Source organism: Bradyrhizobium sp. SZCCHNR1015, from assembly GCF_032489875.1.
Taxonomy (GTDB): domain Bacteria; phylum Pseudomonadota; class Alphaproteobacteria; order Rhizobiales; family Xanthobacteraceae; genus Bradyrhizobium.
Genome location: NZ_JAUEYW010000007.1, coordinates 53,322 through 76,669, shown reverse-complemented (window position 1 = coordinate 76,669; position 23,348 = coordinate 53,322). Strand labels below are relative to the sequence as shown.

Below are 23,348 nucleotides of genomic sequence, written 5' to 3'. Positions count from 1 at the left end.
AATATCTGCGACGCGCCTTTGCCTACCCTACGGCAGCGCACACGGTTCACGCCGCGATCAGTCCGAACTCCAGCCCGGCGACGAAATCCTCGGCCATCACCTCGTCGCAGAACTCACGGGCCTCGTCGCGCGCGGATTCGGTGGCGAAGCGGCGCAGCAGGATCAAGAGCGGCGCCGCCGCGTCGCGGTCGGTGGCGCAATGGGTGAGCACGCGCTCCACCATCTTGCGGCGCAGGATCGCTGCCCCGCTCAAGGTGTCGGCAAAGCCGTTCTCGCGGCAGACCTCGAGCGCGATGCTGAAGGCGTCGAAGGTGGTGTCGGGAATGCCCGCCTTGCGCAGCAGCCCCTGCAGGCTGGCGCGGCCGCGATCGTTGAGCAGCGCCGCCACCCGCGCCCGTGGCATGTCGGCGAGCTCCGACAGCGCGATCTCGAACAATTCGACATTGCCGGAGAGCAGCGCGCGCAGGATCAGACCCGCGGTGAGTTGCGAGGTCGCGCGCAGATGCTGGACCAGCCCGCGCAGCTCCTCGCCGCGCGAGCGCGCCGCGATGCTGATGGTCGAGCGGTCGCGCGCCTCATTGGTGATGCGCCCTGCCCTGTCGGCGCTGAGCCAGTTCCTGGCGACCACGAACTGCGCCAGTGTCTCCGACAGCTTGTCGACCAGCGCCGCGCGCGTCGCGGCCGGCAGATCGTCCAGCACCAGCATCGCTTCGCGGATGGCGGCGAGATGGCCGTGACGCTCGACGATGCGGTCCCAGGAAAACGGCGCCAGCTCGGCATAAGCATTCTCGATCAGCTCGAGCGCTGCAGCGGCGCTGCCGACCTCGGCGATCGCTGCGCACACCGGCGCCGGCAGGCCGACGCGGCGCGCGATCGCGCATTGGGTTTCGGAGTTACCAGTCGCGACGATGTCGACGAGGTCGGCATCGATCAGCAGCGGCGAATATTCGAGGATGATGGCGGCGACAGAAGCCTGGTCGGTGGCGAGCGCCTGGACGATGGCGGCCGGCGCCTCCTCCGAGCGGGCGAACACCTCCGCCATCGCCTGCCGCACCAGCGGCGACGGATCGTCCAACAGCATAAGGAGCGCGCCCTCCGCGGCGCCGCGATCCTCGTCGCAGAGATCCGACAACAACCACGCCCGCGCGAGCGCCCTGGTGGCCTCTGCCCGCTCACCGGCGGGTGCGGTTCTGACCCAACTGAGAAACTGCCGAACGATCATGGTCTTTCCGGCTTACGCAACTTGCAGACAAAGGCCACGAGGGCCTCAACAGCACCGAAAATAAACCACGACGCTTAACAAAGCGTTCACCATAAGTAGCTGGTTTTGTTGATGTTTTGTTAAGGCGACAGGTTGTTTCTATACTATGATACCACTCAACGCCTCATTTGGCCGTAATCCGACGGGGGAAATGCGGCCGCCGCCGACGGTGCGAGCCGCGGCGGGACGTCAAAAATAGTTCTTTTTCATCAATGGTTCAGCGACGCGTGCGACCGCCTGCGCCGGCGCATCAGCCCGAGAAGGTGCCGTGCGGATCGCTGAACAGGTCGAGCCTGCGCTGACCATTGCCGCTGGCATCGTTGCTGCCGCCCTCCGGCGGGGTCGCACTGGCAACCGATGAATGGCCCCACAACTCGCGCACGGTTGGCGAGACCGCCTGGCTCGACTGGCCGTCGACCTGGAATAGCGAACGAAACATCGGATCCGCCGGACGGTTGACGGCCGATGCGTCGGCCGTCGTCGAGGCGCCGGGCCGGGATGAGCCGCGCGCATCCGGAAACATCGACAGGAAGGTTGCGGTGTCGGTCGTCGGTAGCGCGCCGCCGCCGGCCGCATTGGCCGCGACATTCGTCCCACCGTAGAGCGCAAGCGCGCCCCGGGTGGCCGAGGAATTGGCGGCGCCGGCATAGCGCGTGTTCAGGACTGCATAGACCTGGGACACGCTGCGGGCTTGTCCGTCGCGATCGTAGAAGATCGGCCGGTTGGCCGCGGCGGCACCGGGAAACATCTGCGTAGCCGATGCGTTCGGCGTCTCCCGGGCGCTGGTGATCAGCTTCGCGGCGCCGCCGACGCCCATGAAATGCGCCATGTAGAGCTCGGCATCGGTCGGCCGGCGGCCGATCTTGCCGGTGAGCTGGAAGCTGTTCGATTGCGTGAGCGCAGCGGCCATGGCGGACGACGCCTGCGGGTCGTCGCGCAGCTTCATGATCGCCTGCCGCATGGCGGGATCGCTGACCGTATAGTCGCCCGACGATGTCCGGGTGATCGCGTCGGCATATTGGCCGTAGCCGAGATCGGCGCCGGCTTCCTTCACCGTGCCCAGCCAGGTCTGGTCGATGAACTGGTAGAGCCCGCGCGCTGACGACGTCGAGGCGCCGGCGGTCGGATTGAAGTCGGACTCCATCTTGGCGGTCGACAGCAGATATTCGAAGCTGGTGCCGACGCTGTCGGCGGCCTGCTTGATCGCGCCGGCGACCTTCGCCCGGACGCCATCGAGGAAACCGGTGGACGAGGAGTTGGATGCGTCGACCGACATGGGAAGACCCGCTGTTTGCAGATTCGCTGGCAGACGAACGCGCCGGAAACGTCCGGCAAAATGCGGCGGGTATGGTTAATGGCGGGTTAATTCGCTGGGCCCGGCCGGGCCAATGAACGACAGGACAGACCCGGAGGAAGGTCGCTGGCCTACTTGCGATAGACCTCGGCCGGATCGAACAGCCGGTCGGCCTCGACAAACACCAGCCGCGCGCCCTCGCCCTCAGCCCGCTCCACCTTGCGATAGAAGCAGGAGTGGCGGCCGGTGTGACAGGCCGCGCCGGTCTGCTCGACGCGCAGCCAGACCGCGTCCTGGTCGCAATCGGTGCGCATCTCGACCACGCGCTGGGTCTGGCCCGAGCTCTCACCCTTGCGCCACAACGCATTGCGCGAGCGGCTGAAATACCAGGCTTCGCCGGTTGCCACCGTCTTGCGCAGCGCCTCCTCGTTCATGTGGGCAACCATCAGCACGTCGCCGCTCACGGCGTCCGTCGTCACGCACGTGACGAGGCCGGCCGCGTCGAACTTGGGCAGGAAGGCCAAGCCCTCCTCGCGCTCGACTGAGGATGAGGACACGAAACTCTCGCTAAGATGTTGCTGGTCTTACCGTTGCGGCGAGCGCACCATCGACAGGAAGCGCCCCTGCTCGGCCGGATTGTCCCTGAACATGCCGGTGAAGCGGCTGGTGAAGGTGATGGCGCCGTGCTTGGCGACGCCGCGCACCGACATGCAGGTGTGCTCGGCCTCGATCATGACAGCGACGCCGCGCGGCTTCAGCACCTCGTCGATCGCAGCCGCGATCTGGGCGGTCAGATGCTCCTGGGTCTGCAGGCGGCGGGCGAAGATGTCGGTCAGGCGCGCCAGCTTGGACAGGCCGACGACACGCTCGACCGGCGTATAGGCGATATGCGCGCGGCCGTAGAAGGGCATCATGTGATGCTCGCATTGCGACGTGAACTCGATGTCGCGAATCAGGACGAAGTCGTCGTAGCCGGCGGTCTCGCCAAAGGTACGGTCGAGCACCTCGGCCGGGCACTGGTGATAGCCCTGGTACAGCTCGTCATAGGCCTCGACGACCCGGCGCGGCGTATCGACCAGCCCTTCGCGGGTCGGATCCTCGCCGATATAGTTCAGGAGCGTGTAAACCGCGGCCTCGGCTTCGGCGCGCGACGGCCGTGGCCGGTCCGGCCGCACGGCAGCAGCAAGAAAATCGGCAGGATCGAGCTCTGCAGCGCGGGGGTCGGTCAGCTTGGCGTCTAACGGCTTGCCCTCGGGCTTGGTGGTGCGCAGCGTCTTGATCAAAGTGTCCATCTCAACTCCGTTCGACCGGTCGGCGGTCCGACCGGAGTGTCACCGGCACAGCATCACCTTGAGGGCGTCACCTGCAGAGGCGCCACACGCAGGCTTTGCGCCTCTGGCGCCGGACGCCTGTGGATGTGGCTGGAATTCCTGCCAATCGTTTCCATATACTCGCAATATAGGGCGATGAAACCCGGCCGCCAAGGCCGCCACGCCGGTAATTCCGGGACGTCAGGCACATGCTGAACGACATCTACAACAAGCGCATCATCGAGCTGGCCGGCAACATTCCGCGGCTCGGACGGCTGGACCACCCGGACGCCACCGCCACCGCCCATTCCAAGCTCTGCGGCTCGACCGTCAAGGTCGACCTCAAGATGGATGGGCCCGTGGTGACCGACTTCGCCCACGACGTGAAAGCCTGCGCCCTCGGCCAGGCCTCCTCCTCGATCATGGCCCGCCACGTTATCGGTTCCAGCGCCGCGGAGCTGCGCGAGCTGCGGGAGACGGTCCGGAGGATGCTGAAGGAAAACGGCGCGCCGCCGGAGGGCAAATGGGCCGACATCGCCCTGCTCGAGCCCGTCCGGGATTACAAGGCCCGCCACGCCTCGACGATGCTGACCTTCGATGCCGTGGTCGATGCCATCGGCCAGATCGAGGCGAAGGCCAACGGCGCGGAGCCGGCCGCCGCCCAGGGCTGAGGCAACGCCGCTTCCCGCCCCCGCGCGAGCAGAATGACCGATCCGTAGCCCGCATGAGCGCGGCGACATGCGGGAGCAGTATTTCGACACGCCGATTCTTGGCGCGAGGCCCGGCTCACCCAGGCGACGTCGATGCCTATTGCTGTGGCGTCGCGGCGACGGTCGCGGGCGGCAACGCCTCGGCGGTACGCGACAGTTGCGCCTTGTCCAGCGCAACGGGGAAGCGGTCCTGCTGCTTGTCCTTGGCCTGCGGCTTCGGCGCGAGCTCGGCGACCGGTGTCGTGCCCTTCGGCGGCAGCACCTCGGCGATCAGATCCGTGGTCACGACATTGGTGAGCCGCAGTTCGGCGCGCGACAGCTCATGCAGGTCTTCCCACGGCGGCACGTTCAGCGCCAGCGACAGCAGATCGCCCGCTCCACCCATGTCGAAGGTGTATTTGGCGAGACGCCCGATGTCGCGCTCGACGATCATCAGGTCCTGCGCCGTGTAGCTCGCCGCCTTGGCGTCGTCGGCGCGGTCTCCCATCCAGATCTGGTGGACGCGGACATGGGCCGCATCCGGAACATAACGCGTGGTTCCGGCCAGCAGCAGGAACACGCACATCGACTCGCAATAGGCCTCGGGCATGACCCGCGGCCGATCACCCCCGCGGCTCGGGCGTTGGGTCATGCCGACGGTGGTGCGCATCTTCAAGCCGCGGAACCGGCGGCCCAAGGTGATCGCGTCATTGACGGAGCCGCCGCTGGAATCGAGCACCAGCGTGGTGCCAGTCAGGTCGCGATCCCTCGCGAAATCCTCGAAATCCTTCGGCGTATCGCCGGTGACGATCCCGACCGCGCTGACCCAGCCGCAATTCGGCTCGCAGGCGACCCAACCAAACCGCATCGGGAGTTTGCGCTCTTCGAGCGCGCCGCCGGCGCGCGCCGTGTTTGACATGATGGTGATCGCGCCACCGACCACCATCCCAAGCGCTGCAACACCGAGTAGCATCCAGCGCAATTCACGCGACCGCAGCAATCTCACGCGCAATCCGTCCCCCTCGTCAAGCTCGGTACGCAGTTCCTCGGTTTTCTTGCGGAAAGACCTGACAACTTGGCCTCAAATCCGTTATTAGTCTGTCACATCCTTGCCGAGAAACGTATCCGGGCAATCACCTACCGTCCAGCTGTGGCGTGCTGCGACGCCGCTGAAAACCGGCCATTGTTGCATCACATCACCACAAATGACCGAGAGCCGGGTTCCCTGCCGAGGAACCGGTCAGAAGCTCGCCCATCCATCTTGCATCGCGCTCATGAAGCACTCATGCTCTGACATCGGCTGCCATTCTGCGCACATCGGGTCGCTGCTGGCCCGACTCCCGCGGCGCGCTGCTCATGCGCTGATCTGGCTGTATCGCCACACATTGTCGCCACTGGTCGGCTACAATTGCCGGCATCTGCCGACCTGCTCGGTCTATGCCGATGAAGCCATCGAACGCTTCGGGCTCTGGGCGGGTGGGTGGATGACACTCGCTCGGCTGCTGCGCTGCCAGCCCTTTGGCACCTCGGGCATCGACAACGTCCCAACGACGGCTCCTGTGCGCGCCCGCTGGTACCTGCCGTGGCGCTACGCGCGATGGCGCGGCGTCAACGGCCCGGACTGATGTGCAGCGCAACAGACGCCTCGCCCGTCGATTGATCTGCAGCAAAAGGGCCTGGCGAAATCTGTAGTCAGGCTTATTCTTACGCCAAGAGCCGGCGCTCCCAGCAGGAACCGCGCTGCCTCGGCCTGCATTGATGTGACGCTTCCTTCGGGAGGAGACAACGATGCGCTGGACAATCAGTCCCAGAAGCAACCGATCGCGCAAGAGCATCGGTCCCGACCATGCCGACCACCACGATGCCCGTCAGGTGGACCTGCTCTGCATCATCGCTTTGTTGATCGTCATTGTCGGTGCCTGGCGCTATCTCGCCGACAGCACCGCCCTGCCCCCGCCGACGACGTCCTACATCGTGCCCAGCCAGAGCGTGCACTGGTGAGATTCACCCCTACCATCTCGGCCAAAAGATGAAATCGTCGCGCCGCGGCGGCGGATAGAGAGGAACGGGCTCCGGCGTCCGCGGCACGCGCCGGGCGCGCGGCGGCGGCTGATAATCCGTCTCTGGAGGGGCGCTCGCTTCGGCCGACACCGTCGCGTCGGCAGGAGGCGATCTCACCGCGAGCAGGACATTCGATTCCCGCGTTCGCCAGCGATAGCCGATCCCGAACTCCAGCGGCTGCGCACGCTCGAACAGCTTCGCATAGCTCCTCTGGTACATGTCCGGAAACTTGTCGATCGGCCCGGCGTAGCGTCCGAACGGCAGGAAACGCCAGGCCCGCGCCTCATAGCTCGCGAGCGGGATGCCGGAATCATCCTGGACGACGGTCGCACTGTTCTTGAGCAGCCAGCTGCGGACCCGTCCGAAGCCGTTCTCATGCAACAGATAGGACGCGCTCTTCAGCAGGCTGTCGCCTGGCCCCAGCGGCTCGCAGAACTTGAGCAGCCCACTCGCCTTCACGCCGGAATCGGAGAGATCGGTGGAGAAGTAATAGAGCGTCTTCACGACCCCGTCGGCGCCGGCGAACAGAATACGCGCGCCCTTTGTCGCATTGCGCGCCGGCGGCTCGGAGTTGCCGTGCAATCCGCCGTTCTCGTCCAACCAGATCAGGCTCGCCTCGCGGATCGTCTTGCCGGTGCGTGCCAGGAACACGTAGAGGATCGGCAAGGTCCCTTCGAGCTCGCCTTCGCGCAGGTCGACCTTCATGTCCTTGGTGATGAAGAAGGAGAAGCTCAGGATCGACTGCAACGAGCGTTCGACATAGGACAGTGCCGGGCCAATGCCGCCGCGCGGCAATCTGGACAGGTCCGGGATCGGGCCGGTTGGCTCGAGCGCCGCCAGGACATAGGTCGTTGCCTTCGGGTGAAAGGCGTCGGCATAGAGAAAATCCGGCCCCGAGAAGAAATAGAACATCGCCGGCTGCGGGGCCGTCAGATTGGCATCCGTCCAGGCCCTGATCTTCGACAACTGCCGCTGCTCGAGCTGATTGAAGGCGTTGTCGAAGAAAGCCGCGTGCCGCCGCCACGCCGGATCCTGTACGAAGGGCGCAAGTGGCGAGCCAGCCGCCGGCGCCATCCCCGCCAGCACCCGCGCCGTATCGTCCGGCGTGACGGACTGAGCCCGAGCCTCGAAGCTCGGGGCAAGCATCAGACATGCGACGGCGAACCAGACTCTCGAGACCCACAGCATTTCAATCCGAACCCGATGCGAGCGTTGCGGCGACACGGCGCGACCGCGCGTGAGCGAACCAATAGATCACCAGTCCCGACGCCATTGCGCCTGCGCCGAGCCCTGCCTGCAACGGCCGCGTCATGACGAGATAGTACATCATGAAGAAGGTCACGCTGAGGAAGATCAACGGCGTGACCGGATAGCCCCAGGCGCGATAGGGTCGCTGGAGGTCCGGCTGCGCGATGCGCAGCTTGAACAGTCCGACCACAGCGAGAAACGAGCAGGACAAGAGCGAGAACTGGACCAGGTCCAGCACCGCCTCAAAGCTCTCCGTGAACAGCATCAGGGTGGCCACCGTGAGCTGGAACAGGACGGCATAGGCCGGCGCCCCGTTGCGCGAGCGCCGCGCGAACACCGACAGCGCCGGAATGTCCTCGCCCATCGTCATCAGCACGCGCGGGCCGATCCACATCATCGCGGCGATGGAAGGAACCAGTCCGATGCAGATCATCGCGGCCACGAAGCGCCCGCCGGTCTCGCCGAAGATATGACTGCCCGCGATGCTTGCGACCTGGAGCTGGCCCGCGAGCGCGTCCATCGGTGCAGCCCGCAGGAAAACCGCGTTGAGCGCAATGTAGAGCACCAGAACGATCACGGTGCCCAGCAGCAGCGCGCGCGGCAAGGTTCGCTCAGGCGCATGCAACTCGCCGATGATGTAGGTCGCCGCGTTCCAGCCGGAGAACGCGTACATGACGAAAACCAGTCCAGTCGCGAACGCAGCGCTCGTCACGTGGCCGAGATCGGTCGTGGCCGGCAGGAACGTCACCGGTTGCGGGGCGGCAATGGTATAGCCGGCGATCAGGAAGGCGGTGATGAGCCCGAGCTTCAGCACGGTCGACAACAGCTGGAAGCGGCTCGACTGCCTGATGCCGCCGAGTTGCACTGCCGTCACGAGCCAGACTGCGCCCGTGGCGAGCAGCATCGGCGGAGCGCCCGGGATGACGGCACGGCCATATTCTCCGAACGCCATGGCCGCGAGTGCCACGGGCGCTGCGAAGCCCACGGTCGCCGAGACCCACCCGGCCATGAAGCCGATCGCCGGGTGGAACGCCCGCGTAAGCAAATTGTACTCGCCGCTGGAGCGAGGAAACATCGTGCCGAGTTCGGCGTAGGCCAGCGCCCCGCAGATCGACACCAGTCCGCCCACCGCCCACAGCGCCAGGATGGAGAAGCCGGATGGGATGTCGCGGACCTGGAAGCCGAGGCTGGTGAAGACGCCGACCCCGATCATGTCGGCGATGACGATGGCGGTCGCGACCGGCAGGGACACGGATGGAACCCGGTCGCCGTCCGCCCGGCCCAGGCTGGGATCGTCCGCCTCGGATGCAGCCATTTCGTCGAGGGACGCCGTGCGCCCCTTCCTCTGCCTCAGCCCAGGTTCCCGCCGAAGCATTCAAACATCGTTAACGGGCATTAAATATGACCTTCCTCAAGGGTATTTTTGAACCGATTTCGGCCGGGGCAGGCTGCGGCATTGCATCGGGCGGCCAAACGACCCACAATCGCGACACGTTCGCGTGGTGTGTCCCGGTGCGCCCGGGGTTGACCGGACACGATCCTTAACGCGACCTCAATTTCGGCGGCGCAGGTTGAACGAAATCCGCTGGTTGAAGAGCCGCGTTGGGGCTCGAACGCGTCTTTGGGGACGGATGATCGGGGAACACCAGAACGTCATGAGGTCTGTGCGCCAGGGCTTGCGCCTCTGGTGGCGCGCGGCATCGGCGCTGGCAATCTGTCTTTCCGTCACGCATTGCGGCAAGGCGCCGAATCCCGAGGCGTTGGCCGCCAACGCATCGACGGCCCAGGGGCTGACCTTCGACGACCGTTTTCCGGTACCTGAATTCAGCGACCGCTTCCCTTCCGCGCAGGAGAGCTTCCGGCTTCACACGCCCTCCGACTTCGCTTCGAAGCCCGCGCCCTCTCAGATCGCATCGCTGGAGCCGCAACGGCCGGAACGGCGGCAGCGTGAGGATCTGACGACCCTCGTCAGCATGAAGTCGTCGGCCTTTCCCTATTTCGGCAACAACCCAGCCTCCGACGCGCCGTTCCTGAACGTCAGCAACGGTGAGCGACGCGGCCACCGCAGCTTCTCCGGCCGCGTCTACTGGCAGGACCAGACCTACAACGACAGCCGCGTGCTGGTGCACGTCCCCGAACAGTTCGATGTGCGCAAGCCGGGCGTGATCGTCGTGTTCTTCCACGGCAACGGCGCCACGCTGGAGCGCGACGTGCGCGACCGCCAGTTGGTGCCGCAGCAGATCACGGCGGCCGGCGTCAACGCGGTGCTGCTCGCGCCGCAGATGGCCGTCGACGCCGCGGATTCCAGCGCCGGCAAGTTCTGGCAGCCCGGCGGCTTCAAGCGCTTCATGGACGAGGCTGCGGCCAGCCTCGCCCGCCTGACCGGCGATCCCGCGAGCGCGAAGACCTTCGCCGGCATGCCCATCGTGATCGTCGGCTACAGCGGCGGCTTTCTCCCTACGGCCTGGAGCCTCGAGGTCGGCGGCATCAGCGACCGCGTGCGCGGCGTGGTGCTGCTCGATGCGGTCTATGGCCAGCTCGACAAATTCGCCAACTGGATCGAGCGCAACCGCTCCGGCTTCTTCATCAGCTCCTACACCCGCTATACCGCGCGGCATGATCAGGAGCTGATGACCATGCTGCGCAATCGCGGCATCGAGGTCTCCGAGGGCATGGACCGGCCGCTGCGGCCGGGCAGCGTCGTCTTCGTCGAGACCGACGAGGGCATCACCCATCGCGACTACGTCACGCAGGCCTGGACCCGCCAACCGATCAAGGACGTGCTGATGAAGATGGCGGCCGCCCAGCCGCCGATCCGGATTGCGGCCGGAGCCCAGGATAGTTCGAACCGTGTGTCGAGCCGCTGAGCGGGCAGCCGACGCCGCGCTTCAGGATTTCGGCAGCTTCGGCATGTTCTCGACGAAGCCGTTGAAGCAGGCGAGCCGCTCGTCCTCTTCCTTGGTGAACTTGCAGTCGGCGACGGTCTTGGCCTTCATCGCTTTCGGCTTGGCTGCCGGAGGAATGACGGCGTCATAGCAGTTCAGCCGCTCCTTGGTTCCGTCGTCGATGTCCAGGCAGGCCTGGAGCTTGACGGCTGCCGATTGCGGCTTGGCCGGCGCGGCGGCGGCGGTCTTCGTTCCCTTCGGCTTGACCTGCACCAGCGGGCGGTCACCGACCATCGGCGCGCTCTGGGCCAGCGCAGGGGTGCACAGCAGCACTGCGGCCAGGCTCAACATCATCTTCTTCATGCCATATCTCTCTTGTCCGACCCGTGGGCACGCGAGGACGTCCGCCGATGCTACTCGCCGGCCGAGGCAGAATCCACGCCCCCGGCAGCCCCCCAACGACATCGGCCTTTAATCCGGTCGGACCGGTCTTGCCAAGCGTCAACCCGCTGCTCGGGCCGGAACCGCGATCTGCGCGCGCTGGCGGCTGGCCAGGATCGCCAGCAATGCCAGGGTCAGGAACATCAGGGCGACGTAGCCGGTGGCGCCGAGCAGGTCGCGTGCAAACAGGCTGCCGCCGATCGCGGAGCCGATGGCCTGGCCGATATAGAGCACGGACGTGTTGAGCGACACCGAGGCCGAGGCGAGCGGCGGCGCGGCTGCCACCAGCCGAACCTGCTGCATCGAATTGGTGGACGCAAATCCCAACCCCCAGATCGCGACCGCCATCGCCATCAGGACGTAGGTGCCGGCCGCCAGCGTCCAGGCCGATACGCCGGCGAACATCAGGCAGGTGAACAACAGCGACGTCCGATAGGCCCCCCAGCCATCGACGATCCGGGTTGCGATGACGACGCCGAGAAAGCCGCAGGCGCCGTAGATCGCGAACACCAGCCCGATCTGGTTGGAGTCGGCGCCGGTCAGGCGCTTCAGCAGCGGTCCCATGAAGGTGAAGATCACGAACTGTCCCGACATCTGCAGGGTCGTGACCAGGAGCAGCAGCACCACCAGGCGGTTGCGGCCGAGCTCGGTCCAGGTCTTCAACGCGACCGGCGCGCCCTTCAGGCCGGATGGCAGGCGCCATGTCAGCAGCACGAAGCTGACCGCGCCGGCCGCAGCGACCGCGAGATAGGCGGCCCGCCAACCGGAATGACTGCCGATGAAGGTGATCATGGGCAGCCCCACGGCGGCCGCCAGCGACCAGCCCAGGAAGACATAGGCGATGGTGCTGCCGCGCTTCTCGACCGGGCTGATCAGCGCCGCGGTCCCGGCGGCCTGCGGTGTATAGAGAGCGCCGACCGCGAGCATCACCAGGCGCAGCGCCAGCAGGCTCGCATAGTCCGGTGCAAACGCCGAGGCGAGATTGCCGAGCGTGAGCACCAGGAGTGTCGCCGCCAGCAGACGGCGGCGGTCGAAGCGGCTCGTCAGCCAGGCGGTCAAGGGCGAGCAGATGCAGAGCACTACCGCGCCGAAGGTGATCAGCAGCCCCGCCGTCTGAATTCCGACGGCGAGATCCGAGGCGAGCTCCGGCAGCAGGCCAGCGGGCGCCAGCACCGAGCAGCCAGTGACGAGATTGCCGAGCATGAGCGAGGTCGGCGCAAGGCGCCCGGAAGCGGAAGCGGATGTCATCGCGCCTCAATAGCAGAGAATTTCATGCATTTGCATGAAAATGTCTCATGCCGTCCATGACTTTCTCTCGTCCTCCTCCCTTGTCCTGGCCGCTATTCTCGTCAGCGCGCGGGGGCAGGCTGCGCCGCCGAGGCCTGCGGCGAGGGAATCTGCCTCCAGGGAACCGGCGTGCCCGTCGGACGGACGATAGCCTTGGACGGCGGGCAGCTCTCGGTCAGCATCTTCAGAGCAGATTGCAGGCCTTCGCTGCTCACCGGAAATGTCGAGACATTGCGACGCGCAACATTCAACAGGGAATCGCTCAGCTCGGCAGACGGCATCAAGGACAGCGTTTTCACCTGGCTTGCATTCAGGAACACGCCCCAAGTCTCGCGATCGCCGGACCGCCGCGGCGGCGAGAGGAAATTGAGCCGCAGATCTCCGCTCGTCATCGCCAGCGGAGCCGGCGGCGGGCCGGCCGGCGCGATGCGCTCGACGTCGAGCTCGAAGCGGTCCTGATCGAAGCAGACCATCTGCAAGCGCGTGGTCTGGAACGTGCTCTCACCCTCCTTGCGTGCGAGAATGGTCTTGTAGGCAATCCCACGGCTGGCGGTCTCGAACATCCAGGGGCTTTCGACCCGCTGCCGCCGGTCGAGCGCGAAGCGCGCAATCTCCTCCCGCGTCAGGATGCGCATGCTCTCGAACGGGACGGACCGCGCCACCGTGAGCAGAGCGGGATCCGCGCCGAGCCTGGTGATGTAGTCGAGCACCATCTTGTCGGCCCGCGCCATCGCCTGCTGCATCGCCTGCGCCCGCATCTCGCGGGTCGGGACGCCGCCAGTGAAGTTCAGGATGACGCGCGGCGAATGCACCGCGAGCGTCGCATCCGCTGCGATCTCGCGCGTGGGCGCGCCGAGCAGCAGGTAGGGACAGGCCGAATTGCAGATCGCCCCCCGGGTCCAGACCTCGCCGTGCAGTTCGCGCCCGGACAGCTTCAGCTTGGTGCAAGCGTCGCCCTCCTGAGGCTCGAAGCCGCACTCGCGCAAGGTGGTGCGTCCCACCCGCACGGCGGCCTTGCGCTCGCGCAGCATGTCGCCGATGGCGAGCGCCTGCTGCAGATTGCCGCCTGGCGAATTGAAGTAGATCGGCAATCGGCGCTCCCCGATCTGCTTCATGAACTTGCGAAACCGCGCGGCGGCGCTGCCGTCGATCTTGCCTTCGGCGGCGATCCAGCTGTCACAGCCATGTCCGCAGACATCCGAGGAGCCCTTGACGAGCGCGAATGCGATCGGCGTGGAGCCGTCTGCGATCCGCGGCGGCGACGCCCGGCGCACAGCCGGCTTGGACTCCGTGGCGGGCCTGACCGGGGTGGCCGGCCTCGCCTGTGCCGCGGGCTTTGGCTGGGCCGCCGGCCTCGTCATCGTCGGAGCGGCCGCGAGCGGCGACAGGCTCGACAGCACGCACATGATCAGCGCGGCCCCGACATGCGCGCCACCCCGCCGAAAAAGAGAGAGCGGCGCCTCCCCTGCAGACTCCATCGCCAAACGCGTCCCCACGCCCCGAACACTTGAAGTTGTATCATACCGGCCCGCGGCGGCAATCACCGCATCGCCCCGTCGGCCGCAATTGGCCGGTTTTCCCCTCCCTCCCCGGGTTGCAGCCTCCGAATCCCCTGCTATACCCCTTGCTCCCGCTTACCTGCGCTCGTTCGCAGGAGTGAGCTCAAGGAGAGACCCATGCCTGATTCCAAATCGCCCGACGCGAAATCCGCCGCCGACCAGTCCAAGCCCGGCTTCCAATACAGCCTCAGCAACCTGAAGCCCGCCGCCCCGGTCGAGAAGATCACCATCAGCTTCCCCGACGGCGCCCGCCGCGAATATCCCAGAGGCACCACCGGCTTCGACATCGCCAAGGGCATCTCGCCCTCGCTCGCCAAGCGCACCGTCGCGATGGCGCTGAATGGCGACCTCGTCGACCTCATCGATCCCATCACCGAGGACGCCAAGCTCGAGCTCGTCGACCGCGACGACCCGCGCGCGCTGGAGCTGATCCGGCACGACTGCGCGCACGTGCTTGCGGAAGCCGTGCAGGCGCTGTGGCCCGGCACCCAGGTCACGATCGGCCCCGTGATCGAGAACGGCTTCTATTACGATTTCTTCCGCAACGAGCCGTTCACCCCCGAGGACTTCGCCGCGATCGAGAAGAAGATGCGCGAGATCATCGGCCGCGACAAACCCTTCACCAAGGAGGTGTGGGACCGCGAAAAGACCAAGCAGGTGTTCCGCGACAAGGGCGAGGCGTTCAAGGTCGAGCTGGTCGATGCCATTCCCGGCAGCGAGCCGATCAAGATCTACTACCAGGGCGACTGGTTCGACCTGTGCCGCGGCCCGCACATGACCTCGACCGGGAAGATCGGAAACGCCTTCAAGCTGATGAAGGTGGCGGGCGCGTATTGGCGCGGCGATTCCAACAATCCGATGCTCACCCGGATCTACGGCACCGCCTTCGCCAAGCAGGAGCAGCTCGACGCCTACCTGAAGCAGATCGAGGAGGCCGAGAAGCGCGACCATCGCAAGCTCGGCCGTGAGCTCGACCTGTTCCACTTCCAGGAGGAAGGCCCCGGCGTCGTGTTCTGGCATCCGAAAGGCTGGAGCATCTTCCAGGCGCTGATCGCCTATATGCGCCGGCGTCTCGCTGGCGATTATGACGAGGTCAATGCGCCGCAGATCCTCGACAAGTCGCTGTGGGAGACCTCGGGCCACTGGAACTGGTACCGCGAGAACATGTTCGCTGCACAGTCCGCCGGCGACGAGGCCGAGGACAAGCGCTGGTTCGCGCTGAAGCCGATGAACTGCCCGGGTCACGTGCAGATCTTCAAGCATGGCCTGAAGAGCTACCGCGACCTGCCGTTGCGGCTCGCGGAGTTCGGCGTCGTGCATCGCTACGAGGCTTCCGGCGCCATGCACGGCCTGATGCGCGTGCGCGGCTTCACCCAGGACGACGCGCACATCTTCTGCACGGAAGATCAGCTCGCCGAGGAGTGCCTGAAGATCAACGACCTCATCCTGTCGACCTACTCGGATTTCGGCTTCGAGGGCGAGCTGACGGTGAAGCTGTCGACCCGGCCGGACAAGCGCGTCGGGACCGACGAGATGTGGGATCACGCCGAGCGCGTGATGGCGACCGTGCTGAATGAGATCAAGGCGCAGAGCAACCACATCAAGACCGAGATCAATCCGGGCGAAGGCGCGTTCTACGGGCCGAAGTTCGAATACGTGCTGCGCGACGCCATCGGCCGCGACTGGCAGTGCGGCACCACGCAGGTCGACTTCAACCTGCCGGAGCGGTTCGGCGCGTTCTACATCGACGCCGACGGCGCCAAGAAGGCGCCGGTGATGGTACACCGCGCGATCTGCGGCTCGATGGAGCGCTACATCGGCATCCTGATCGAGCACTACGCCGGCAGCTTCCCGCTGTGGCTGGCGCCGACCCAGGTCGTCGTCACCACCATCACCTCGGAGGGCGACGAATATGCCAAGCAGGTGCTGGCGGCGCTGCGGCGGGCGGGACTGCGGGCCGAGATCGATCTGCGCAACGAGAAGATCAACTACAAGGTCCGCGAGCATTCGCTGCAGAAGATCCCGGCTTTGCTCGTCGTCGGCAAGAAGGAGGCCGAGACGCATTCGGTCTCCGTCCGCCGGCTCGGCCGCGAGGGCCAGACCGTGATGCCGACCGCGGAGGCCATCGCCGCGCTGGTCGACGAGGCCACGCCGCCCGACGTGCGGCGCCGCCAGCGCGAGGCGGCCTGAGGTCAGCCTATCCCCGCATAAGCGGGCCGACACGCGGGAACGGTATTCCCGCATGTCGCTTGCGTTGACCCGATCAACACGTTCCCTCGCCGTCATTGCGAGCGCAGCGAAGCAATCCAATGTCTTTCCACAGGGACAGTCTGGATTGCTTTGCTGCGCTTGCAATGATGCGGGGATAGATCTTGCGCCCGCATGGGCCGGCTGTCGCGAGCGGCTACGCTGACAGAGTGACAACGACATCAGCGGAATCTCTATCTTTGCCCGCCGCCTGCAGCGCCACCTCGGCGCATTCGGCCATGTAGAGAAACATCGTCGCGAGCATCCGCTCGATCGCCTCGCGGCCGCGCGGCAGGATGGTGATGGCGTCGGTGCCGCGGGCGAGCAGGCCCTTCTCTTCCGCATCGCGCAGCAGTGTCAGCACATGCTTGCGCGACACCGAGAAGCGCGTCGCCAGGGCGTTGATGGAGAGCGGCACGGGTTCATCCGGCGGGAACGGCTGCTCGGGCCCTGCGCCCTGGGCCAGGCTGAACAGGATCACCATGCCGGCTGTGCGCTCGGCAAACGGCTCCAGCTCGGGCGCGCCGTCGAGGACGCGCAGGCCGGCGATGAAGCGGCGGCCGAGCTCGAGCACGAAGGTCTTCACGAAGGCCGGATCGTTCAGCGCCGTCCGATAGACCACGGCGGCCGGAAGTACCGCGCTCATCGCGTCGAACTGCACGCCCCAGCGCTCCTGATGCAGCGCGATCAGCTTGTCGGTCGGCACCAGCGGACGCCGGCGACGGTCGAGATTGGCGGCGGACGCGACCAGCCCGGCCGCGCGCATCAGCGCCAGCATCGCCTCGCAGCGGCCGCCACTGCACAGATCGAGTCTGGCGCACATCTCCTTCATGGCGCCGACGGTCAGGCCGAGCTCGCCGTCGCGCTGCTCGGCGAAATGCAGGTACAGCGCGACATGCGGAAACAGCGCCCTCGCCCGATCGCTCAGCAACGCATTGAGGATGCGGTCGCCACGGTAGAGCCGGACCGCGGCTGCGGTCGAGGCTCGCATCGCCGCGGCGAAGCCGGGCGCGCCGCGCAGCCGCAGTACGGCATCAGGTGAAGGTGTCAGCGCTGTCATTCCCACTGCAAGGCTGGTGCCCGGCCGGCCGCGAGCTGCGGTCGCCAGCGTCATCTTTTTACCGATCCACCCCAACTTCCACAATTGCCGGCGCCAGGCCGGGCTGCGGACCGATGGCCGCAGCCCGTACGACCGACGCTGCCGCACCAGGCGAAAGATGGCCGGCTTCACGTCACGGCTGCACGCCGGCTCGAGCAAAGGGTCCGCCTGCGGCCGCGGCAGCACGCGGTAGAACCGATCAAAACGCCGTGCCGTGATCTCGTTGCGGGCGGGGGCGCATGCTATCTGTCGCGGATGCAACCAACGAGACCTGACGACGTGACCGACGCGATTGAACTCCTGAAGACCCGCCGCTCCGTAAAGCCGCGCGAGATGAGCGGTCCCGGCCCCTCGCCCGCCGAGCTCGACACCATCCTGACCATCGGCGCCCGCGTGCCGGACCATGGCAAGCTCGCGCCGTGGCGCTTCATCGTGTTCGAGGGCGACGGCCGGCGCCGCGCCGGCGAAGTCATTGCATCCGCCTTCGCCAGGAAGAACCCGCAGGCGACCGCTGCCGAGCTGGAGGTGGAGAAGAACCGCTTCATGGAAGCGCCGCTGGTGATCGGTCTCGTCAGCTTCACCCGGCCGCATCCCAAGGTGCCGGCCTATGAGCAGGAGCTGTCGGCCGGCGCCAGCGCGATGAACATCCTGACCGCGGCCACCGCGCTCGGCTATGGCGGCTGCTGGCTGTCCGGCTGGTTCATGTTCGACCGCGACGTGATGGACGGGCTCGGCCTGAAGCCGGAGGAGAAGCTCGCAGGTCTCATTCATATCGGCAAGCCGACCAAGCCGAGCGAGGACCGCCCGCGCCCGGCGCTGGCGGACATCGTGACGCGGTTCTGAGCGCGACAATCTCCGCTGTCGTCCCTGCGAACGCATGCGAACGCAGGGACCCATAACCACCGGCGGCAGTCGCGACACAAGCTCGTTCGACACCATCCGTCACCACATCTTCCTGGGGTTATGGATCCCGGATCGGCGCGCGCCTACGGCGCGCTTGTCCGGGACGACGGTTGAGGGTGTGGCGGCCGTCATCCCATCACGCCGCCTTGGACGATCGCCCACCGAACTGCGCCAATAGCCCCGCGATCTCCGAGGCCGGCTTGGCGGCGCTGAACAGATAGCCCTGGACCTGGTTGCAGCCTTCGGCGCGCAGCCAGTCGAGCTGATCCGATGTCTCGACGCCCTCGGCGGTGGTGATGATGTTGAGACTCCTGCCGAGGCCGGAGATGGCGCGGACGATGGCGAGGCAGTCGGAGCGCTGCGCGAGGTCCTTCACGAAGGAGCGGTCGATCTTGATCTTATCGAACGGGAAGCTGCGGAGATAGCTGAGGCTGGAATAGCCGGTGCCGAAATCGTCCATCGAGATGCGGATGCCGAGCTGGCGCAGCTGATGCAGCGTCGCCAGATTGGCCTCGGTCTCCGCCAGCAGGATCGACTCGGTGATCTCGAGCTCGAGCCGCTCCGGCGCCAGCGCCGACTGTGCCAGCGCCTGCACCACGACCTGCACCAGATTGCGGCTGCGGAACTGCACCGCCGACAGGTTCACCGCCACCTTGATGCCATCGGGCCATCGCGCCGCCTCGTGACAGGCCTCGCGCAGCACCCATTCGCCGAGCGGCACGATCAGTCCAATGTCTTCGGCCACGGGGATGAAGTCGGCCGGTGAGATCATGCCCTTGTCGGGATGGCGCCAGCGCAGCAGGCATTCGAAGCCGGAGATCGCGCCGGTCGCGACGTCGACCAGCGGCTGGTAGTGCAGCTCGAATTCGCCCTGCGCGAAGGCGCGGCGCAAATCGTGCTCCATGTCGCGGCGCTTCTGCGCCTGGCGGTCCATCTCCTTTTCGAAGAACCGATGCACGCGGCCGCCGTCCTGCTTGGCGCGGTACAGCGCCATGTCGGCGTTCTTCATCAGTTCCTCGCAGCTCGCGCCGTCGCCCGGCGACAGCGCGATGCCGATGGAGGCACCGATCACGAGCTCATTGCCGTCGATGTCATAGGGAGCGCTGAGCGCCGCGATCAGACGCGCGGCGCTCTCGCTGGCGTCATCGGCGCCGCCCTGACGGATGATCACCGCGAACTCGTCACCGCCGAGCCGCGCCGCCAGCTTGCCGCCATGCATCTGCTGCGTCAGGCGGCCCGCGACCGCCTGCAGCAGCCGGTCGCCCATCGGATGGCCGAAGGAATCGTTGACGGTCTTGAACAGGTCGAGGTCGATGCACATCACCGCGATGCGCCTGTCCGCCGACAAGGCGCCGTCGAGCTCCTGCGTGAGGCGCTGCTGGAAGAATTCGCGGTTCGGCAGGCCGGTCAGCCCGTCATGGTGCGCCATGTAGGCGATGCGCGCCTCGGCGCGGCGGCGCTCGGTGATGTCGACGATCGCGACCAGCACGCCGTCGCGGCCATCGAAGCTGATCTCGCGGCCATAGGTCAGCACCTCGATCTCGCTGCCATCAGCCTTGCGATGGCGCCAGTCGCGGTGAAACAGATCGCCGTCGGCGAGCCGCAACAGCGCGTCATCGAGGCTTTCCCATTCGCCCGGCGGCCAGAGATCCCAGACGTTCATGCACAGGAGATCGGCCCGGCCGTAGCCATAGTGCCCGACCATCGCGTCGTTGACGTTGAGGATCTGCGCGGTCTTGGCGTCGAGGATGCACATCGGCACCGGATTGGCGTCGAACAGCAGCCGGAACGAGGCCTCGCGCCGCTTCAGCGCGGTCACATCGGCAATGGTCAATGAGATGATGTCGCCGAAGGCGTGGGCGCCGAGCCTGAGACTGCGCGCTTCGCTGTCGAGCTCGAACTGGTCGCTTCGCCCGTGCGTGACCACGTCGAACAGCCGCGCCATCACCTCGGGCGTACACAACATGTTGCCGCCCTGCTTCAGCCGATGCCATTGCAGCGTCGCCGACGGCAGCCTGAGCAGGTCAGCGGCCGCGCGATTGTGATGGACGACCTGGAAATCGCAGGGCATGCCGACGCTGTCGCGGATGGTCGCGAGCGAGACGACGCCGTCATCGGTCGTCGAGAAGATCGCGTCGAGCAGATTGTACTGCGTGGCGCGCTCGTTGACATAAGTCCCGACCAGCGTGCTGCCCCACCGCGAATTGGTCGGCAGCGCCAGGACGTCATAGCTGCGGACCATGCCGTCGCGCACGCAATGCGCACAAGCGAGATAGGGCTGGCCGCTGGCGAGCGCGCAATTGGCGGCCTCCACCAGCACGGTGGCGCAATCCGGCGACACGGCCTCGACCGCGACGTCCCAGCGTTCGTCCTGCAGCCATTGCTGGACGTAGCGGCCGCTGCGCGAAATCTGCAGGCCGCCGTCGTCGTTGTTGAGCACCGCGATGTGATCGGCGAGACGGCCGAGGCTGCCCAGCATGACGTCTTCGTAGCGCGGCAGGCGCTGCCCCGGCTTCAACGCGGCCTGCCATTTGCGCCTGAGCACCGGGATGTCGTCAAAGAGATCGCTGCTGATCGTTGTCAACGCCTTGGTCGTCGCGGCACTCATCATTCCCACTCGATCGCCCACCCTGTTCCAGCGGTATCTGAAGCAGACGCGGCTTTAACGAGCTGTAAATGCATTGGCTTCGCGCATGGCGCGCAGCGATTGTGACAGTTTTAAGTGGTTCCATGGTTATCGCGCATTAGCGACTGTGACAGCGTCGCTTCACGTTCATCGCCGCTGTCCCAACGAGAGGGAGATACGGCACGGATGCGGATGTGACTGCGCGATCTCGCGACACGATCTGCCCGAGTTTTGCTGATCGAACCGCCCTCTTCAAACAGAGGGCGCAGGGAGAGCCGGACCTCGACTGAGGCCCGTGGCCCGCCTGCGAAAAAAATGCAGGCGGCAGGTACCACAGGTCAGCCGGAAACCCGGCCCTCCCTGCGCGATGGTTGAACGGCTGCTTCGCGTTCTCCCTGGTGCGCCGGGCTTTCTGGCCACCATCCCCACGTGAAGCCAGGGCTTCGACGTGAGTTGATATCAGCATCGGGATATCAGGACCGCGCGACTTGACCGTGCGCAGCGGATCGTTCGTCGGCGCGAGCAACCCCGCGCTGCAATCCACCACGCCCACCGCTCCCCGCCTCGCGTCTCGTGACGACCGCGATACGCCCCTCATCTCGAGGCGGGATGCGCGGAAAGATCCACCTGATTTGCCCGACGGCGCAAGGACTAATAACTGCGACAAAGTAACCCGACGGGCAAAATAATGAGTTCGGTTGGCAGAAAGCCGTAGGGTGGGCAAAGGCGCTGCCGTGACCTCTCCACGCATACGATCGCAGTTGACGCCGTGCCCACCATCTTCCTGTTGCGTGCGCGGATCGACGGTGGGCACGCTGCCGCCTACGGCGGCTGCTTTGCCCACCCTACGGCTCATGCGACAAAGTAACTCGACGGGCAGACGTCGCGAGTTTAGCGAGTCGTGTCGCGCACCACTGCTTCGACGATCACCGCCGTCGTCCCGGCCTTGAGCGGGGACCCATAGCCACCGGCCGCGGCGAGGCGGGCCGCTGACAGCTACGTCCCCGATAGCATCCGCGGTATGGGTCCCGGCGTTCGCCGGGACGACACCGTTGGTGGAACGCGATCCTGCAAAAACTCTGCGCTCGCATCACTCCTGCTCCAGACGAATGCCTGCGTCGCTGAGCGCCTCCATGAGCCGCTCGATGTCCTCGGATGCGACGGTGTTGCCTGGACAGATCTCATTCAGCTCGTCGAACGTGATCCATCCCTTACGCTCACCGATCGCGATGGCATGGCGGATGATGTCGGATATCTGCATGCGGCTCTCCCCGGAGATGGGTTCTCATCAATAGCGGGGAGAGTCGGTTTGCCCCTGCAGGCTTTCGCGCGGCCTACCGCGCCAGCACCTCGACCTCGCCGTCGACGCCGTTGACGACGCTGAAGGAGCGCTCGAACACCTTGCCCTCGTTCTTGGCGATGGCGCGGTAGTCGCCTTCGGACAGCACGACCTTGGGGAAGGCGCCGATCGATTCCTTGATCACGTCGCCGCCGGGGTTGATGACCGACCAGGCGGTGTTGGCGAGCGCCTCGCCGCCCTTGTCGGAGACGAGCTTCAACGTGATGACCGCGGCACGGTGCGTCACCGTGACGTCGGTGAGCTTGCCGGCCTGGACGCGGATGTCGGAGCGCACCACCGAGTTCGCGTCGCCATAGTTGGAGACGATGTAATAGGTGCCCTCCGGCAGCATCAGCATGTCGCCGGCGGCGACGTTCGGCACCAGCGGCGCCCGCTCGCGGCCATCGAACTGGCTGCCCTTGTAGATGGCGAACGAGATCTGGTTCTGCGGGATCTTGCTGGTGCCGACCCTGCCCTCGAGGCGCAGGCCCCCGGCCGGCAGCACGAAGGATTCGCGATCGGTCTCGGTCTTCAGGTTCACCGACCTGACCGCGCTGACGAGGCCGAGCGCGACATGCACGACATAGGTGCCGGGCGGCAGCACGATGTTCGGCGTCGGGCCGCGATCCTCGCGCAGCATCTTGAAGGCGCCGGATTCGTCCGGCCGGTCGGCGAACACGCGCCAGACCAGACCGCCATTGATGTTCGGCAGGTCCTTGCCGAACCGCGCCGACAGCGACAGCACGCCCTGGTTGGGAGTCGCGGCCGGCGGAGCGGCCACCGGCGGGATCGCGGCCGGCGCGCCGGGTGGGATCGCGGCGACCGGAGGTCCCGGCAGCGCCTGCGGGGCTGGCGGCGGAATGGGCCCGGCGGCGGGGCCCGAGGGGGGCGCCAGGCTGACCGCCGCGCCGGGATCGGGCACCGAGGCCGGCGGAACCGGCGGCGGCCGGTCGCCGAACAGTTGCGCCGCGGCCGGCGACATCACGAAACCGGTCAGCGGGCACGACAAGGCGAGCACAAGCCATAGCCGCCCGCTGCGCCGGAATCTGGTGAACCCGCGACCTGTCGTCATCGTCCTGCTTTTGACCGAAAACGCGGC

Annotated in this window: 20 protein-coding genes; 6 read left to right on the top strand and 14 right to left on the bottom strand. The window is 66.3% G+C overall.

Annotated features, from left to right (window positions below; all coding sequences use genetic code 11):
* Positions 1-46: 46 nt before the first annotated feature.
* The 4 genes from QX128_RS13735 to folE all read right to left on the bottom strand — a co-directional run bounded on the left by QX128_RS13735 (position 47) and on the right by folE (position 3,847).
* The gene (locus QX128_RS13735; protein WP_316237692.1) at positions 47-1,222 is read right to left on the bottom strand and encodes a DUF2336 domain-containing protein; all 1,176 of its coding nucleotides are present in this window, start codon (positions 1,220-1,222) and stop codon (positions 47-49) included.
* Positions 1,223-1,511: 289 nt separating this feature from the next.
* The gene (locus tag QX128_RS13730) at positions 1,512-2,537 is read right to left on the bottom strand and encodes a lytic transglycosylase domain-containing protein (protein ID WP_316237691.1); all 1,026 of its coding nucleotides are present in this window, start codon (positions 2,535-2,537) and stop codon (positions 1,512-1,514) included.
* A gap of 149 nt (positions 2,538-2,686) precedes the next feature.
* Positions 2,687-3,112: a phosphoribosyl-AMP cyclohydrolase gene (gene hisI / locus QX128_RS13725; protein WP_315801043.1), complete on the bottom strand. Its 426-nt coding sequence runs from the start codon at positions 3,110-3,112 to the stop codon at positions 2,687-2,689.
* 27 nt (positions 3,113-3,139) lie between these two features.
* Positions 3,140-3,847 (bottom strand): GTP cyclohydrolase I FolE, encoded by a 708-nt coding sequence (gene folE / locus QX128_RS13720; RefSeq protein ID WP_315801044.1) that lies wholly within the window; start codon positions 3,845-3,847, stop codon positions 3,140-3,142.
* A gap of 227 nt (positions 3,848-4,074) precedes the next feature.
* On the opposite strand from folE, the gene QX128_RS13715 reads away from it, so the two are divergent.
* Positions 4,075-4,536: an iron-sulfur cluster assembly scaffold protein gene (locus tag QX128_RS13715; protein ID WP_315801045.1), complete on the top strand. Its 462-nt coding sequence runs from the start codon at positions 4,075-4,077 to the stop codon at positions 4,534-4,536.
* Between the two features lie 136 nt (positions 4,537-4,672).
* Here QX128_RS13715 and QX128_RS13710 read toward each other — a convergent pair whose 3' ends face one another.
* On the bottom strand, positions 4,673-5,566 hold the full coding sequence (locus QX128_RS13710) for a hypothetical protein (protein WP_315801046.1): 894 nt from the start codon (positions 5,564-5,566) through the stop codon (positions 4,673-4,675).
* 262 nt (positions 5,567-5,828) lie between these two features.
* Between QX128_RS13710 and yidD the strand changes: the two genes are divergently transcribed.
* On the top strand, positions 5,829-6,179 hold the full coding sequence (gene yidD / locus QX128_RS13705; RefSeq protein WP_315801047.1) for a membrane protein insertion efficiency factor YidD: 351 nt from the start codon (positions 5,829-5,831) through the stop codon (positions 6,177-6,179).
* A gap of 163 nt (positions 6,180-6,342) precedes the next feature.
* The gene (locus QX128_RS13700; protein ID WP_315801048.1) at positions 6,343-6,555 is read left to right on the top strand and encodes a hypothetical protein; all 213 of its coding nucleotides are present in this window, start codon (positions 6,343-6,345) and stop codon (positions 6,553-6,555) included.
* A 9-nt stretch (positions 6,556-6,564) separates the two neighbouring features.
* On the opposite strand, the gene QX128_RS13695 is transcribed toward QX128_RS13700, so the two are convergent.
* Positions 6,565-7,803, bottom strand: a complete 1,239-nt coding sequence (locus tag QX128_RS13695) for a hypothetical protein (protein WP_410051407.1) — start codon at positions 7,801-7,803, stop codon at positions 6,565-6,567.
* A 1-nt stretch (position 7,804) separates the two neighbouring features.
* A complete protein-coding gene (locus tag QX128_RS13690) occupies positions 7,805-9,178 on the bottom strand; it encodes an APC family permease (RefSeq protein WP_316237690.1) in 1,374 nt (457 codons plus the stop codon).
* A 340-nt stretch (positions 9,179-9,518) separates the two neighbouring features.
* On the opposite strand from QX128_RS13690, the gene QX128_RS13685 reads away from it, so the two are divergent.
* Positions 9,519-10,730 (top strand): alpha/beta hydrolase, encoded by a 1,212-nt coding sequence (locus QX128_RS13685; protein ID WP_315801051.1) that lies wholly within the window; start codon positions 9,519-9,521, stop codon positions 10,728-10,730.
* Positions 10,731-10,751: 21 nt separating this feature from the next.
* On the opposite strand, the gene QX128_RS13680 is transcribed toward QX128_RS13685, so the two are convergent.
* The 3 genes from QX128_RS13680 to QX128_RS13670 form a co-directional block, all read right to left on the bottom strand.
* Positions 10,752-11,111: a hypothetical protein gene (locus tag QX128_RS13680; RefSeq protein WP_315801052.1), complete on the bottom strand. Its 360-nt coding sequence runs from the start codon at positions 11,109-11,111 to the stop codon at positions 10,752-10,754.
* Positions 11,112-11,249: 138 nt separating this feature from the next.
* The gene (locus QX128_RS13675) at positions 11,250-12,437 is read right to left on the bottom strand and encodes an MFS transporter (protein ID WP_315801053.1); all 1,188 of its coding nucleotides are present in this window, start codon (positions 12,435-12,437) and stop codon (positions 11,250-11,252) included.
* Positions 12,438-12,538: 101 nt separating this feature from the next.
* The gene (locus tag QX128_RS13670; RefSeq protein ID WP_409997879.1) at positions 12,539-13,954 is read right to left on the bottom strand and encodes a hypothetical protein; all 1,416 of its coding nucleotides are present in this window, start codon (positions 13,952-13,954) and stop codon (positions 12,539-12,541) included.
* Between the two features lie 198 nt (positions 13,955-14,152).
* Here QX128_RS13670 and thrS point away from each other — a divergent pair, with 198 nt between their 5' ends.
* Positions 14,153-16,225, top strand: coding sequence for a threonine--tRNA ligase (thrS, locus tag QX128_RS13665; protein ID WP_410053151.1), 2,073 nt, complete (start codon positions 14,153-14,155; stop codon positions 16,223-16,225).
* A gap of 214 nt (positions 16,226-16,439) precedes the next feature.
* Here the strand turns inward: thrS and QX128_RS13660 are convergent, their stop codons facing one another.
* On the bottom strand, positions 16,440-17,348 hold the full coding sequence (locus tag QX128_RS13660) for a hypothetical protein (RefSeq protein WP_316216119.1): 909 nt from the start codon (positions 17,346-17,348) through the stop codon (positions 16,440-16,442).
* Positions 17,349-17,660: 312 nt separating this feature from the next.
* Here QX128_RS13660 and QX128_RS13655 point away from each other — a divergent pair, with 312 nt between their 5' ends.
* Positions 17,661-18,224 (top strand): nitroreductase, encoded by a 564-nt coding sequence (locus QX128_RS13655; protein ID WP_315801054.1) that lies wholly within the window; start codon positions 17,661-17,663, stop codon positions 18,222-18,224.
* A gap of 196 nt (positions 18,225-18,420) precedes the next feature.
* Here QX128_RS13655 and QX128_RS13650 read toward each other — a convergent pair whose 3' ends face one another.
* The 3 genes from QX128_RS13650 to QX128_RS13640 form a co-directional block, all read right to left on the bottom strand.
* Positions 18,421-20,892 (bottom strand): putative bifunctional diguanylate cyclase/phosphodiesterase, encoded by a 2,472-nt coding sequence (locus QX128_RS13650; RefSeq protein WP_316237689.1) that lies wholly within the window; start codon positions 20,890-20,892, stop codon positions 18,421-18,423.
* A 1,108-nt stretch (positions 20,893-22,000) separates the two neighbouring features.
* Entirely contained in the window at positions 22,001-22,171 is a 171-nt protein-coding gene (locus QX128_RS13645) for an RNA polymerase sigma factor region1.1 domain-containing protein (protein ID WP_315801056.1), read from the bottom strand.
* A 73-nt stretch (positions 22,172-22,244) separates the two neighbouring features.
* Positions 22,245-23,321: a hypothetical protein gene (locus tag QX128_RS13640; protein ID WP_316215997.1), complete on the bottom strand. Its 1,077-nt coding sequence runs from the start codon at positions 23,319-23,321 to the stop codon at positions 22,245-22,247.
* Positions 23,322-23,348 lie beyond the last annotated feature (27 nt).